We start from the raw sequence: 14,572 nt of genomic DNA, 5'->3' as shown, positions 1-14,572 counted from the left end.
ACCATGATTGCTTCCGTACTGGTGGCGAACCGGGGCGAGATCGCCTGCCGCATCGTCCGCACCTGCCGTGAGCTGGGCATCCGCACGGTCGCCGTGCACTCGGACGCCGACGGGGACGCCCTGCACGTACGCCGGGCCGACACGGCGGTGCGGCTGCCGGGGGCGGCGCCCGCCGACACCTACCTGCGCGGCGACCTGATCGTGAAGGCCGCCCTCGCGGCCGGCGCGGACGCCGTGCACCCCGGCTACGGCTTCCTCTCCGAGAACGCGGACTTCGCGCGGGCCGTCCGGGACGCGGGACTGGTGTGGATCGGGCCGCCCCCGGAGGCGATCGAGGCGATGGCGTCCAAGACCCGCGCCAAGGAGCTGATGGGCGTCGAGCCCCTGCGCGAGGTCACCGGGGCGGACCTGCCGGTGCTGGTGAAGGCGGCGGCGGGCGGCGGCGGACGCGGCATGCGCGTCGTACGCCGCCTCGCGGACCTGGACGCCGAACTGGCCGCCGCCCGCGCGGAGGCCGCGAGCGCCTTCGGCGACGGCGAGGTGTTCGTCGAGCCGTACGTGGAGGGCGGACGCCACGTCGAGGTGCAGGTGCTCGCCGACACGCACGGCACGGTGTGGACGCTCGGCACCCGCGACTGCTCCCTCCAGCGCCGCCACCAGAAGGTGATCGAGGAGGCCCCGGCCCCCGGGCTGTCCGCACGGCTCACCGAGGAACTCCGCACCCTCGCCGTGCGCGCCGCGCGTGCCGTCTCCTACGCCGGCGCCGGGACGGTGGAGTTCCTCGTCGCCGGCGACCGGGCGCACTTCCTGGAGATGAACACCCGCCTCCAGGTGGAACACCCGGTGACGGAGGCGGTGTTCGGGATCGACCTCGTCGCCGAACAGATCCGCGTCGCCGAGGGCCACGCCCTCCGGGGCGATCCTCCCCGCCCGCACGGCCACGCCGTGGAGGCCCGCCTCTACGCCGAGGACCCCGCCCGCGACTGGGCCCCGCAGACCGGCCGCCTGCACCGCCTCGCCGTCCCCGGCGCCGTGCGCCTGGACACCGGCTACGCCGACGGCGACGACGTCGGCGTCCACTACGACCCCCTGCTCGCCAAGGTCGTCGCCCACGCGCCCACCCGCGCGGAGGCGGTCCGCAAGCTCGCCTCCGCCCTCGACCGCGCGGTGATCCACGGCCCCGTCACCAACCGGGACCTCCTCGTCCGCTCCCTGCGGCACGAGGAGTTCGCCCGGGCCCGCACGGACACCGGCTTCTACGACCGCCACCTGCCCGGGCTGACCACCCCCGCCGTGGATCCGCACGCCCCGCTCGCCGCCGCCCTCGCCGACGCCTGTGGCCGCTCCCGCTTCGGCGGCTGGCGCAACGTCCCCTCCCGGCCGCAGGTCAAGCGGTACGCGACGGCGGGGGAGGAACACGAGGTCCGCTACCGGCACACGCGCGAGGGGCTCGCCGCCGACGGGGTGCGGGTCGTGCACGCCGACGCGGGACTCGTGATCCTCGACGTGGACGGCGTGCGGCACCGCTACGAGGTCAGCCGCTACGGCGACCGCGTGTACGCGGGCACCACCGCCCTCACCGCCCTGCCCCGCTTCCCCGACCCCACCGCCCAGCACGCCCCCGGCTCCCTCCTCGCCCCCATGCCGGGCACGGTCGTCCGCGTCGCGGAGGGCCTGGCCGCGGGAGCCGGGGTGGAGGCCGGACAGCCCCTGCTGTGGCTGGAGGCCATGAAGATGCAGCACCGGATCACGGCGCCGGCCACGGGAGTCCTGAGCGCCCTCCACGTCACGGCTGGACAGCAGGTGGAGGTCGGCACCCTCCTGGCGGTCGTGGAAGCGGCCCCGTAGGGGCACGCGCGGCCGTGCCCGGCACGCGGCCACCGCGCGGGAGCCCCGCACCACCCGCACCACCCGCACCCTCCGCACGACGCGAAGCCCCTCCCCCTAGGAGCGCTCATGCCCGTGATCGAGACAGAAGAGCACCAGGCCCTCCGCGCGGCCGTGGCCGCCCTGGGCGCCAAGTACGGCCGCGACTACCTCACCGACGCCGTCTCCTCCGGCCGCCACCCCGCGGAACTCTGGACGGAGGCCGCCGAGCTCGGCTACCTCGGCGTCAACCTGCCCGAGGAGTACGGCGGCGGAGGCGGCGGCATCGCCGAACTCTCCATCGTCCTGGAGGAGCTGGGCGCGGCCGGCTGCCCCCTGCTCATGCTGGTGGTCTCCCCGGCGATCTGCGGCACCGTCATCGCCCGCTTCGGCACCGAGGAGCAGAAACGGGAGTGGCTGCCCGCCCTCGCCGACGGCACCCGCACCATGGCCTTCGGCATCACCGAACCCGACGCCGGCTCCAACTCCCACCGCATCACCACCACCGCGCGGCGCGACACCGGCACCGGCGACTGGCTGCTCACCGGCCGCAAGGTGTTCGTCTCCGGGGTGGACACCGCCGACGCGACGCTCGTCGTCGGCCGGACCGAGGACGCCCGCACCGGGAGGCTCAAACCCTGCCTGTTCATCGTCCCGCGCGACACCGACGGCTTCCGGCGGCACGTCATCGACATGGAACTCAACGCCTCCGAGAAGCAGTTCGAGCTGCTCCTCGACGACGTGCGGCTCCCCGCGGGGGCGTTGGTGGGGGACGAGGAAGCGGGCCTGCTCCAGCTCTTCGCCGGCCTCAACCCCGAGCGCATCATGGGCGCCGCCTTCGCCATCGGCATGGGCCGCTACGCCCTCGCCAGGGCCGTCGCGTACGCCCGCGAACGCACCGTCTGGACGGTCCCCATCGGCGCCCACCAGGCCATCGCCCACCCCCTCGCCCAGGCGCACATCGAACTGGAGACGGCCCGCCTGATGACGCAGAAGGCCGCCCACCTGTGCGACGCCGGTGACGACACCGGCGCCGGCGAGGCCGCCAACATGGCCAAGTACGCGGCCGGGGAGGCCTGCGTGAAGGCCGTCGACCAGGCCGTGCACACCCTCGGCGGGAACGGCCTCACGCGCGAGTACGGGCTCGCCTCGCTGATAACGGCCGCGCGGGTGTCCCGCATCGCCCCGGTGAGCCGGGAAATGATCCTCAACTACGTCTCCCACCAGACGCTGGGCCTGCCCAAGTCGTACTAGCGCCTTCCGTCCGGACCGGGCCGGACCCCGCGGGGCCCGGCCCGGTCCGGACGAAAGCCCCTGAGCGCTTTGGAGGAACCGTGTTCCGCAGCGAGTACGCAGACGTCCCACCCGTCGAACTCCCCATCCACGAAGCCGTACTGGGCCGGGCCGCCGAATTCGGGAGCACCCCCGCGCTCGTCGACGGCACCGACGGCACCACCCTCACCTACGAGCAGCTCGACCGCTTCCACCGGCGGGTCGCCGCCGGGCTGGCCGAGGCCGGCGTGCGCAAGGGCGACGTGCTCGCCCTGCACAGCCCCAACACCATCGCCTTCCCCACCGCGTTCTACGCGGCCACCCGCGCGGGCGCGTCCGTCACCACCGTCCACCCGCTCGCCACCGCCGAGGAGTTCGCCAAGCAGCTGGAGGACGCCTCGGCCCGCTGGATCGTCACCGTCTCGCCGCTGCTGGACACCGCGCGCAGGGCCGCCGAACTCGCGAGCGGGGTGCGGGAGGTCTTCGTCTGCGACAACGCGCCCGGACACCGGTCCCTGACCGACATGCTGGGCTCCACCGCCCCCGAGCCCGCGGTCGACATCGACCCCGCCGAGGACGTCGCCGCCCTGCCGTACTCCTCCGGCACCACCGGCACCCCCAAGGGCGTGATGCTCACCCACCGCCAGATCGCCACCAACCTGGCCCAGCTCCAGCCCTCGATCACGGCCGGCCCCGGCGACCGCATCCTCGCCGTGCTGCCCCTCTTCCACATCTACGGGCTGACCGCCCTCATGAACGCCCCCCTGAGCCAGGGCGCCACCGTCGTCGTGCTGCCCCGCTTCGACCTCGAGACGTTCCTCGCGGCCATCCAGGACCACCGCATCACCGGCCTGTACGTCGCCCCGCCGATCGTGCTGGCCCTCGCCAAGCACCCGCTGGCCGACCGGTACGACCTGTCCTCCCTGAAGCACATCGTCAGCGCCGCCGCACCCCTGGACGCGCGCCTCGCCGCCGCCTGCTCCCGGCGGCTCGGCCTGCCGCCCGTCGGCCAGGCCTACGGCATGACGGAACTGTCACCGGGCACCCACGTCGTCCCGCTGGACGCGATGCACGACGCGCCGCCCGGCACCGTCGGCAAGCTGCTCGCCGGCACCGAGATGCGGATCGTCTCCCTCGACGACCCGGGCAAGGACCTCGGGCCCGGCGAGCCCGGCGAGATCCTCATCCGCGGCCCCCAGGTGATGAAGGGCTACCTCGGCCGGCCCGACGCCACCGCCGCGATCATCGACCGGGACGGCTGGCTGCACACCGGGGACGTCGGGTACGTGGACGGTGGCGACACCTCCCGCTCGAGCGGAGCCGGGAGCGGGGGAGGCTGGCTCTTCGTCGTCGACCGCGTGAAGGAACTCATCAAGTACAAGGGCTTCCAGGTCGCCCCCGCCGAACTCGAGGCACTGCTCCTCACCCACCCCGGCATCGCCGACGCGGCCGTCGTCGGCGTCCACGACGAGGACGGCAACGAGGTCCCGCACGCCCACGTGGTGCGCCGGCCGTCCGCCCCGGACCTCTCCGCGGCGGAGGTCATGGGGTACGTCGCCGAACGCGTCGCCCCCTACAAGCGGATCCGGCAGGTCACCTTCCTCGACACCGTCCCCCGCGCCGCCTCCGGCAAGATCCTGCGCCGCGAACTCCGCGCGACGCACGAGGAGCCCTCGTGACCCTGATCGGCCGCACCCGCGAGCGGGGCGTCGAAACGCTCAGCCTCGACGCCCCGGAACGCCGCAACGCCCTGTCCGCGACCCTCGTCGGCGAACTGGCCGACGCGCTCACCGACACCGGCCGGGACACCGCCGTCCGCGCGGTCGTCCTCACCCACACCGGCACCGCCTTCAGCGCCGGCGCCGACCTGCGCGACCCGCCCGCGCCCGAGGCCCTGACCGGCCTGCTGCGGCAGATCGTCGAACTGCCCAAGCCGGTCGTCGCCCGGGTCACCGGGCACGTGCGCGCGGGCGGCCTCGGCCTGCTGACCGCCTGCGACATCGCCGCCGCCGCCCACACCGCCACCTTCGCCTTCACCGAGGTCCGCATCGGCGTCGCCCCCGCCGTCGTCTCCCTGCCGGTCGTGCCCCGCACCGACCCGCGCGCCCTCGCCCGCTACTACCTCACCGGGGAACGCCTCGACGCCGCCGAAGCCGCCCGCATCGGCCTGCTCACCGCCGCCGGCGACGACGTCGACGCCGTCCTCGCCCCGATCCTCGACGGCCTGCGCAGAGCCGCCCCCGAAGCCCTGGCCGAGACGAAACGGCTGCTCACGGCTAGGGTGCTGGAGACCTTCGACCGGGACGCGGCCGACCTGACCGCGCTCTCGGCCCGGCTCTTCTCCTCCGCCACCGCGCGCGAAGGGATGACGGCCTTCCTCGAACGACGGGATCCGGAGTGGGTGGTGTGAGCACGACCGACCGTGCGGAACGAGTCCCCAAGCAGGACCGCAGCCGGGCCACCCGGCAGCGGCTCCTGGAAGCCGCCGTGGCCTGCCTCGCCGCGCACGGCTGGGCGGGCTCCACGGTGTCCGTCGTCGCCGAACGCGCCGGCGTCTCCCGGGGCGCCGCCCAGCACCACTTCCCCACCCGCGAGGACCTCTTCACCGCCGCCGTCGAGTACGTCGCCGAGGAACGCTCCACCGCCCTGCGCGCGCTGTTCCCCGAGGGCGCGGCGGCCGGGGACCGCCGCGCGGTGGTCGCGGCACTGGTCGACCTCTACACCGGCCCCCTCTTCCGCGCCGCCCTCCACCTGTGGGTCGCCGCCTCCGACGAGGAGCAGCTGCGCCCGCGGGTGACCGAGCTGGAGGCGCGCGTCGGCCGCGAGACCCACCGCATCGCCGTGGAACTCCTCGGCGCCGACGAGACCCGCCCCGGCGTCCGCGAGACCGTCCAGGGCCTCCTCGACATGGCCCGCGGCCTGGGCCTGGCCAACCTCCTCACCGACGACACGGCCCGCCGCGAACGGGTGGTGGGGCAGTGGGCGACGCTGCTGGACACGGCGCTGGGCTGACCCGTGGGCGACTTCCTGCAGGTGATCGTCGACCTCGACGCGGCCGGGACGGAGGCGGAACGGCTCGCGGCCCGCGCGGTCGCGTGGCTCGCGGCCGAGGGCGTCGTGCTCGCCGAGCGCACCCCGTGCGTGCCGGGAGGACCCCCGGGGCACCCGCCGGGCCCCTTCTGGCACCGGGCGGTGACCGACGACCGGGACCGGCCCCCCTCCGACGGCCTCGCCGTGCGCACCGGCCGCACCGGCTTCACCAGCGGCGCGGACATGCCGGGCGCGGCCCTCTGCCCGCGCTGCGGATCGGCCACCGCACTGGACGACGCGGCCTGGCAGCGGTTCGGCACCGCCATGCGGACCTGGTACGACGAGGGCGCCGCCACCGTCGGCTGCCCCGCCTGCGCCGCGGCCGTCCCCGTCCCGGACTGGACCTGGGACGAGGCGCCCCTCGCCGTCGGCCACCTGGGCCTGGAGTTCCGCAACCGGCCCGAGCTCAGCCCGCGGTTCCGCGCCCGGACGGCCGGGGCGCTGGGCGGGCACCGCACCGCGTACGTGCGGGGCAAGCTGTGAGAACCCGCGCGGTCACGCCCGCCCGCGTGCCCCGCGCACCGCGCGGCGGGCGCCCCGCGGCCCCGTCCCGCCCGCGGGGCGCCCGCTCGTTCACGGGCTGAGCCGCTCCACCCGCCAGCCCCCGTCCGCCCCGGCCACATACCGCAACCGGTCGTGCAGCCGGTTCTCGCGGCCCTGCCAGAACTCCACCGTCCGCGGGACCACCCGGAAGCCGCCCCAGTGCGGCGGCACCGGGACCTGCTCGCCCTCCGGGTACCGGGCGGCCAGCTCGGCGTAGGCGGCGTCCAGCTCCGCACGGCCGGCGATCACCGACGACTGGCCGCTGGCCCACGCGCCGAGCTGGGAGCCGTGCGGCCGGGTGCGGAAGTAGCGGGCCGTCTCGTCCCGGCCGGTGCGCCGCGCGGTGCCGGCGACGACGACCTGCCGGGCCATCGGGTGCCAGGGGAACAGCAGCGAGACGTGCGGGTTCGCCGCCAGGTCGCGGCCCTTGCGGGAGTCGTAGTTCGTGTAGAAGACGAACCCGTCGTCGTCGAAGTGCTTCAGCAGCACCGTGCGGGAACTGGGCCGGCCCTCCGCGTCCGCCGTGGAGACGACCATGGCGTTCGGCTCGAACAGCCCGCCCTCCGTCGCGGCCTGCTTGAACCAGCGCGCGAACTGCTCGACGGGAGTGGCGGCCAGGTCGGTCTCGAGGAGCCCCTCGGCCCGGTAGTGCTTGCGCATCGAGGCGAGATCGAAGGGAACGGCGTCTCGGTCGGTCACGCCGTCATCCTGCCGCATGGACGCGCCCCGCGGGGAGGAGGCGTCCCCACCGGACGGAAGCCATGCCAGTGGCACTCAGTGCCGCAGGCCCTCCCCAAAAGTGGCACTCGGGGATATCGTGCTGGCACTGATCCGATTGGGTGACCGCCAGCCGGGCATCACAGGGGTACGTCCAGGACCGCGAGTCCCGTGAGCCGACCGCGGATCCACCGGACGCACCCGCCTTCCGTCGGCCGGCCCGTGGCCGCACCACCCACAACCCCATCCGTCACCCACCTGACGAGGAGCCGCCTGATGTCCGACTTCGTACCCGGGCTCGAAGGAGTCGTCGCGTTCGAAACGGAGATCGCCGAACCGGACAAGGAGGGTGGCGCCCTGCGGTACCGGGGCGTCGACATCGAGGATCTGGTCGGACACGTCTCCTTCGGCAACGTCTGGGGGCTGCTCGTCGACGGGGCCTTCGCCCCCGGCCTGCCGCCCGCCGAGCCGTTCCCCATCCCCGTGCACTCCGGCGACATCCGCGTCGACGTCCAGTCCGCGCTCGCCATGCTGGCACCCGTCTGGGGCCTGAAACCCCTGCTCGACATCGATGCCGAGCAGGCCCGCGAGGACCTCGCCCGCGCCGCGGTGATGGCCCTCTCCTACGTCGCCCAGTCCGCCCGCGGCCAGGGCCTGCCCATGGTCCCGCAGCGCGAGATAGACAAGGCGCACTCCGTCGTCGAGCGCTTCATGATCCGCTGGCGCGGCGAGCCCGACCCCAAGCACGTCGCCGCCGTCGACGCGTACTGGACGTCGGCCGCCGAGCACGGCATGAACGCCTCCACCTTCACCGCCCGCGTCATCGCCTCCACGGGCGCGGACGTGGCGGCGGCCCTCTCGGGCGCCGTCGGCGCCATGTCCGGCCCGCTGCACGGCGGGGCGCCCTCCCGGGTGCTGCACATGATCGAGGAGATCGAGCGCACCGGGGACGCCGAGGCGTACGTGAGGCAGACCCTCGACAAGGGCGAACGCCTCATGGGCTTCGGCCACCGCGTCTACCGCGCGGAGGACCCCCGCGCCCGCGTCCTGCGCCGCACCGCCCGCGAACTCGGCGCCCCGCGCTACGAGGTCGCCGAGGCCCTGGAGAAGGCCGCCCTGGCCGAACTCCACGCCCGCCGCCCCGACCGGGTCCTCGCCACCAACGTCGAGTTCTGGGCCGCCATCGTCCTGGACTTCGCCGAGGTCCCGGCCCACATGTTCACCTCGATGTTCACCTGCGCCCGCACGGCGGGCTGGTCGGCCCACATCCTGGAGCAGAAGCGCACCGGCCGCCTGGTCCGCCCCTCGGCCCGCTACATCGGCCCGGGCCCCCGCGACCCGCGCGAGATCGAGGGCTACGCGGACCTCACCCGCTGACCCAGCGGGCCCCGCGGCCCCGGGAAAGCCCCCGGAAACGCAGACGACCCGCGAGTCGGGTTCCTCCCTCGGGAGGAGCCGGCCGGACGTACCGGCGACTCGCGGGTCGGGTGACTGCTGGGGATTGGGCCGGCTGCGCGCTTGTCTCGCACGCTGGTCCGGCACCGCACGGAATGTGGTGACGGGCCGCTAGCCCGCAGCCACCTCACGCGTCCGGTATTCACACATCTGCCGAACCACCTCCCTTCTCGTGTACCTGAAACCCTAGGAAACGACCGCGCCTGACATCAACCTCTTTTTTTCGCGATCCCGGTGCCGGCCACGCGGTGATCACCTAGCGTGCCGCGCATGGACGGGATGCGGCGGGCGGTTCTCAGCGGGTCGGTGTTCGAGGAGCGGATCGGGTACGCGCGGGCCGTCGTCGACGGCGACCGGGTGCACGTGTCGGGGACGACCGGGTTCGACTACGCGACGATGACGATCCCCGACGACGTCGTGGAGCAGGCCGAGCAGTGCCTGCGGAACATCGGGGCCGCGCTGGAGGAGGCGGGGTGCACCTTCGCCGACGTCGTGCGGGTGCGGTACCTGCTGCCCGCGCGGGAGGACTTCGAGCCGTGCTGGCCGGTGCTGAGGCGGTGCTTCGGCGAGGTGCGCCCGGCCGCGACGATGCTGGAGTGCGGCCTCGCGGACCCGCGCATGAGGATCGAGATCGAGGTGGACGCGCGCCGGGGGAGCGGGGCCGCGGCGTCCGGGCGGCAGGCGGCGGGCTGACCGGGGCGACCTGCGGCGACGCGCTCTCCCGCGCACACCTTGTGGACACATGCGGGCCGGGCGTACAACGATTCCCCCAATCTTGCGGGAACTCGATGTGTGCTGCATCACGTTCAAGTTCAATGGTGGCAAGTGAGCGAACCGGCGTGCCGTACGTGCGGACGCAGCCTGCAGGGGGTCCAGGTGAGTGCTTCCCGGCGTAGTGGGGCCACCGACGAGCTGGGGCCGGACGGGCCCGAGCCCGGGCGGGAGGGGCCGGACGGGTCCGATCTGCTCGCCGCGTTGCTGGACGGCATGGACGCCGCCCTGTGCGCCTTCGACGCGGACGGGGTCGTGACGCACTGGAACCGCGAGGCGGAGCGGATCCTCGGGTGGACCGCGGCCGAGGCGGTGGGCCGGCCGGGGCTCGCCGGGTGGGCGGTGCGCCGTGCGGACGCCGAGGAGGTCGAGGCGCGGCTGATGTCGGCCATGGACGCGCCGGGCCGGCAGGTGCACGAGTTCGCGCTGCTGACGAAGGACGGCGGCCGGGTGCTGGTGCGGACGCAGTCCGCGGCGGTGCGCGGGCCGGACGGGAAGCCGGCGGGGGTGTACTGCGCGTTCAGCGAGGTGCACACGCAGATCGACCTCGAGCGTTCGATCGCGCTGAGCGAGGCGCTGCTGGAGGACGCGAGCTGGGGTGTCGTGCTGGTCGACGCCGACCTGCGGCCCGCGGTGGTGAACCCGCACGCGGCGCGGGCGCTGGGCACGGGGCGGACGTCCGTGCTGGGGCGGCCGCTCGGTGAGCTGCTGGCGCAGGGGGTGGAGGAGCTGGAGAGCGCGCTCACCCACGTGCTGGCCCAGGGCGCGCCGCCCGCGCCCGCCGACCTGTGGGTGGGCGTGCGGACGCCGGAGGGCGAGCGGCGGCGGTGCTGGCGCAGCGGGTTCGTGCGGCTGGCGTCGCCGCTCGCGGAGGAGCCGGTGCCGCTCGGTGTCGGCTGGATGTTCCAGGACGTGACCGAGTCCCGGCAGGGCGAGCAGGAGGCGTCGCTGCTGCGGTTCCGCGCGCAGCAGCTGCACCGGGCGGCGCGGGCGGCCGCGGAGTGCGAGGACCCGGCGGAGGCGGCCACGGTCCACCTGGACTTCGCGCTCGCCGGGTTCGCCGACCACGCGCTGATCGACCGGGTCGCCGACGGCGGGGCGGAGGAGGCGGAGAGCGGGGGGCGGGTCCGGCTGGTGCGGATCGCGGCCACGCCGTCCGGGGCCCCGGGGCCGAGCAGGCTCGCCGGCCGGGCGGGCCTGCCGGTGCGGTACGGCGAGGACCACCCGGCGGTGCAGTGCGTGGCGCGGATGGGGTCGGTGCGGGCGAGCGCGGGGCCCGTGGCCGCCGAGGAGGCGCGGGCGTGGGCGTCGGCGCGGCAGTGGCCGACGGACGCGGTGCACGCCCTGTGCACGGTGCTGCGCAGCCGGGGCCGGACCCTGGGTGCCGTGACGTTTCTGCGCGGTGCGGGCCGGAACGGGTTCGAGCGTTCCGACGCGGTGTACGCGGAGGACGTGGCGGTGCACATCGCCGCGGCGCTGGACCTGGCGGGGCTGGGGCCCGCGCGGCCGGGTGGGGCCGGGAGCACCGGGACGCGTGCGGACGGGCCCTGACCGCCCCGCCGGCCCGGCGGTGCCCCACCGGTTCCGGCGGCGCGGCGCCGGGGGCCGTGTCCGCGGCCCCGTGTCCGCGGCTCAGTGCCGGTAGAAGATCCGGTCCCGGTACTCCTCGAGGACGCGGCCGTTCCACTCGTGGCCGCCGTCCACGTTGCCGGAGCGCAGGAGCGGGGGCTCGATGCCGCGGTCGGCCAGGACGGCGGAGGCGGTGGCCGCGACGGCCTGGAGGAGGGCCGTGGTGACGACCGTGGACGCGGGGGCGAAGGGCGCGGGGACGTTGTCGAGGGTGAGTTCCGCGTCGCCCACCGCGATCTTGGAATCCAGGACGAGGTCGCAGTGGTCCTTCAGGAACGTCCCGGAGGGGTGCCGGGACGTCGTCCCGCTCGCGTACGCCACCGAGGTCACGCCGATGACCCGCACGCCCCGGGAGCGGGCGCCGAGGGCCATCTCCACGGGGAGGGCGTTGCGGCCGGACAGGGAGACGATCACCAGGGCGTCGCCCGCGCGGACCGGCGAGGAGTCGAGCACGGCGCCCGCGAGCCCGTCGACCCGCTCCAGGGCGGAGCCCAGCGTGGCCGGCACCACGTCGACGCCGACGGTGCCCGGGACGGCGAGCAGGTTCACCAGGGCCAGGCCGCCCGCACGGTAGACGAGGTCCTGTGCGGCGAGGGAGGAGTGGCCGGCGCCGAAGGCGAAGAGCCGGCCGCCCTCCGCGACGGTGTCGGCGAGCAGCGTGCCCGCGGCCGCGACGGCGTCGGCCTCCTCGTCGCGCACGCGGTGCAGCAGCTCGATCGCGGCGTCGAGGAACAGCCCGGCCGGCGTGCGGTCGCTCATGGGGCATCCCTTCGGGTGGCTCTGCTGCGGATCACCGTGCGGTCCGGACCGGTGCCGTGTCAATACGGCGGCCGGGGCGCGGCTCCCCGGGGCCGGCGCGGCCGTCCGCCGGGGCCGCGGCACCTGCGGGGAGCCCCCGTCGACACGGCGCGGCCCGCTTGTCAGCCGCATGCGTCAGAATTGAGTCCTGGGCCGGGGCGCGCGCCGGTGAGCCGTCCAGCCTCCGGCAGGGCTGATCGCAGATCTCATGAGGGGCACGTATGTCCGGACTGATCGACACCACGGAGATGTATCTCCGCACCATCCTCGAGCTGGAGGAGGAAGGTGTGGTCCCCATGCGCGCCCGGATCGCCGAGCGGCTCGACCAGAGCGGGCCGACGGTCAGCCAGACGGTGGCGCGGATGGAGCGCGACGGTCTGGTGTCCGTCGCCAGCGACCGCCACCTGGAGCTGACGGAGGAGGGCCGCCGGCTGGCCACGCGCGTGATGCGCAAGCACCGCCTCGCCGAGTGCCTGCTCGTCGACGTGATCGGTCTGGAGTGGGAGCAGGTGCACGCCGAGGCCTGCCGCTGGGAGCACGTGATGAGCGAGGCCGTGGAGCGTCGCGTGCTGGAGCTGCTGCGGCACCCGACCGAGTCGCCCTACGGCAACCCGATCCCGGGGCTGGAGGAGCTCGGCGAGAAGGACGGCGCCGACCCGTTCCTGCACGAGGGCATGGTCTCGCTGGCCGATCTCGACCCGGGCCCCGAGGGCAAGACGGTCGTGGTGCGCCGGATCGGCGAGCCGATCCAGACGGACGCGCAGCTGATGTACACGCTGCGCCGGGCGGGCGTGCAGCCCGGTTCGGTGGTGAGCGTGACGGAGTCGGCGGGCGGGGTGCTGGTCGGCAGCGGCGGCGAGGCGGCCGAGCTGGAGTCGGGCGTCGCCTCCCACGTGTTCGTCGCCAAGCCCTGACCGGGGTCCGGCGCGCCGTCCGCGGCCGCGCCGTCCGCGGCCGCGCCGGCGCGGCGACGTGAGCGCGCCGGATCCGCGGTCCGGTGCGCCGGGTCGCGGCGCCCGCCGGGTTCGCGTGCGAGGCTGTTGCACGGGGCATATGACCTGAGAGGTTCTTGGCCGGCCGGGCGGCGCTGCCCCCGGCCGGGGAGGGGCGGGGCGATGTGCCGTGACCACGTGAGGAGCCCCGGCGCCGTACGGCGCCGGGGCCTGTCCTCCCCTGCGCTGACCCGGAGCCCCGAGCTCTCAGGGTCATTCCCCGCGGACCGGTTTCCCCGAGCGGTCCGCCCCCCGCTGAAGATCTCCCCCGGGTCGCGGCGATCAATCCTCGGAAGGTGTCACTCGAACGAGGGGTGTTGCCAGGCGGAACGGCATTCTCGAATGTGCATTCGATAACCTGCGGGCGACAGCGGCAACGGCAGGGCGAGCACGGCAGACAGCGGGCAGTCAGGGAACTTGGGGGTGCCACCACCATGGCGCGACGCATCGACGTGACCGGGGCGGACGGCGTACGACTCGCCGCCTGGGAGTTCGGCGATCCGGTCAAGAGCGGTACCGGCCCGGCGGAGAGCGCCGCGCAGGGCGCCCCGGGCGTGCTGTTACTGCACGGTCTGATGGGCCGCGCCTCGCACTGGGCGCCCACCGCCCGCTGGCTCTCCGAGCGCCACCGCGCCGTCGCCCTCGACCAGCGCGGCCACGGCCGCAGCGACAAGCCCCCGCGGGCCGCCTTCACCCGCGAGGCCTACGTCGACGACGCCGAGGCCGCCCTCGAGCAGCTCGGCCTCGGCCCGGCCGTCCTCATCGGCCACGCCATGGGCGCGCTGACGGCGTGGCAGCTGGCCGCCAAGCGGCCCGACCTGGTCCGCGGGCTGGTCATCTGCGACATGCGGGCCTCCGCCCTCGGCGGCGCCTCGCAGCACGAGTGGGCCGAGTGGTTCAGGACCTGGCCGGTCCCGTTCGCCACGCTCGCCGACGTGCGCAAGTGGTTCGGCGAGGACGACCCGTGGGTGGAGCGGCCCAACCCCGCCCGCGGCGAGTTCTACGCCGAGGTGATGGCCGAGGGCCCGGACGGCTGGCGTCCGGTGTTCGACCCGGAGCAGATGCTCCGCTCGCGCGAGGCGTGGGTGACCGACGCCCACTGGGAGGAACTGGCCCAGGTCCGCTGCCCCGCCCTGGTGGTCCGCGGCCTCGACGGCGAGCTGGGCCGCGCGGAGGCCCAGGAGATGGTGCGGGTCCTGCCGCACGGCCGGTACGCGGAGGTGGCCGACGCGGGCCACCTCGTCCACTACGACCAGCCGGAGGCCTGGCGGGCGGCGATCGAGCCGTTCCTGGACGCGCTCGGCCGGTCCTGACGCACCGGGGGGGGGGGGGGGGGGGGGGGGGGGGGGGGGGGGGGTCCCCCCCCCCCCTTCCTCCCTCCCTGTCTCCCCCGGTGGGGTCCGTACGGCACCCCGCCTTGCCCGGGGCCCCCCCGCGCC

General features: G+C 75.1%; 13 protein-coding genes. 11 read left to right on the top strand and 2 right to left on the bottom strand.

Features of this window, described 5'->3' with window-relative positions; translation table 11 throughout:
- Window positions 1-3: 3 nt before the first annotated feature.
- The 6 genes from ACZ56B_RS03480 to ACZ56B_RS03455 all read left to right on the top strand — a co-directional run bounded on the left by ACZ56B_RS03480 (window position 4) and on the right by ACZ56B_RS03455 (window position 6,711).
- Window positions 4-1,848, top strand: a complete 1,845-nt coding sequence (locus ACZ56B_RS03480; RefSeq protein ID WP_468785765.1) for an acetyl/propionyl/methylcrotonyl-CoA carboxylase subunit alpha — start codon at window positions 4-6, stop codon at window positions 1,846-1,848.
- 108 nt (window positions 1,849-1,956) lie between these two features.
- The gene (locus ACZ56B_RS03475) at window positions 1,957-3,120 is read left to right on the top strand and encodes an acyl-CoA dehydrogenase family protein (protein ID WP_468785763.1); all 1,164 of its coding nucleotides are present in this window, start codon (window positions 1,957-1,959) and stop codon (window positions 3,118-3,120) included.
- An 80-nt stretch (window positions 3,121-3,200) separates the two neighbouring features.
- Complete coding sequence (locus ACZ56B_RS03470) at window positions 3,201-4,817, top strand: 4-coumarate--CoA ligase family protein (RefSeq protein WP_468785761.1); 1,617 nt, start codon at window positions 3,201-3,203, stop codon at window positions 4,815-4,817.
- Window positions 4,814-5,548 (top strand): enoyl-CoA hydratase family protein, encoded by a 735-nt coding sequence (locus ACZ56B_RS03465; protein ID WP_468785759.1) that lies wholly within the window; start codon window positions 4,814-4,816, stop codon window positions 5,546-5,548. Before ACZ56B_RS03470 ends, ACZ56B_RS03465 begins: the two co-directional genes overlap by 4 nt.
- Window positions 5,536-6,150, top strand: a complete 615-nt coding sequence (locus ACZ56B_RS03460) for a TetR/AcrR family transcriptional regulator (RefSeq protein ID WP_468785757.1) — start codon at window positions 5,536-5,538, stop codon at window positions 6,148-6,150. The genes ACZ56B_RS03465 and ACZ56B_RS03460 overlap by 13 nt, the downstream gene beginning before the upstream one ends.
- Before the next feature lie 3 nt (window positions 6,151-6,153).
- On the top strand, window positions 6,154-6,711 hold the full coding sequence (locus ACZ56B_RS03455; protein WP_468785755.1) for a hypothetical protein: 558 nt from the start codon (window positions 6,154-6,156) through the stop codon (window positions 6,709-6,711).
- A gap of 90 nt (window positions 6,712-6,801) precedes the next feature.
- On the opposite strand, the gene pdxH is transcribed toward ACZ56B_RS03455, so the two are convergent.
- Complete coding sequence (gene pdxH, locus ACZ56B_RS03450) at window positions 6,802-7,488, bottom strand: pyridoxamine 5'-phosphate oxidase (RefSeq protein WP_468785753.1); 687 nt, start codon at window positions 7,486-7,488, stop codon at window positions 6,802-6,804.
- Between the two features lie 276 nt (window positions 7,489-7,764).
- On the opposite strand from pdxH, the gene ACZ56B_RS03445 reads away from it, so the two are divergent.
- The 3 genes from ACZ56B_RS03445 to ACZ56B_RS03435 all read left to right on the top strand — a co-directional run bounded on the left by ACZ56B_RS03445 (window position 7,765) and on the right by ACZ56B_RS03435 (window position 11,265).
- Window positions 7,765-8,865 carry a citrate synthase 2 gene (locus ACZ56B_RS03445; RefSeq protein WP_468785751.1) on the top strand — a complete coding sequence of 367 codons (1,101 nt, stop codon included), beginning with the start codon at window positions 7,765-7,767 and terminating at the stop codon, window positions 8,863-8,865.
- Window positions 8,866-9,213: 348 nt separating this feature from the next.
- Entirely contained in the window at window positions 9,214-9,636 is a 423-nt protein-coding gene (locus tag ACZ56B_RS03440; RefSeq protein WP_468785749.1) for a RidA family protein, read from the top strand.
- Between the two features lie 183 nt (window positions 9,637-9,819).
- Window positions 9,820-11,265, top strand: coding sequence for a PAS domain-containing protein (locus ACZ56B_RS03435; RefSeq protein ID WP_468785747.1), 1,446 nt, complete (start codon window positions 9,820-9,822; stop codon window positions 11,263-11,265).
- An 81-nt stretch (window positions 11,266-11,346) separates the two neighbouring features.
- On the opposite strand, the gene ACZ56B_RS03430 is transcribed toward ACZ56B_RS03435, so the two are convergent.
- Complete coding sequence (locus tag ACZ56B_RS03430) at window positions 11,347-12,102, bottom strand: SIS domain-containing protein (protein WP_468785745.1); 756 nt, start codon at window positions 12,100-12,102, stop codon at window positions 11,347-11,349.
- A gap of 260 nt (window positions 12,103-12,362) precedes the next feature.
- Between ACZ56B_RS03430 and ACZ56B_RS03425 the strand changes: the two genes are divergently transcribed.
- Both ACZ56B_RS03425 and ACZ56B_RS03420 read left to right on the top strand, forming a co-directional pair.
- The gene (locus ACZ56B_RS03425; protein ID WP_468785743.1) at window positions 12,363-13,055 is read left to right on the top strand and encodes a metal-dependent transcriptional regulator; all 693 of its coding nucleotides are present in this window, start codon (window positions 12,363-12,365) and stop codon (window positions 13,053-13,055) included.
- Between the two features lie 512 nt (window positions 13,056-13,567).
- Complete coding sequence (locus ACZ56B_RS03420) at window positions 13,568-14,446, top strand: alpha/beta fold hydrolase (protein WP_468785741.1); 879 nt, start codon at window positions 13,568-13,570, stop codon at window positions 14,444-14,446.
- Window positions 14,447-14,572: the final 126 nt, after the last annotated feature.

Source organism: Streptomyces sp. NPDC034670, from assembly GCF_055574875.1.
Note: the sequence above shows the minus strand (reverse complement) of the source record. Positions and strands in the feature narration are given on the sequence as shown.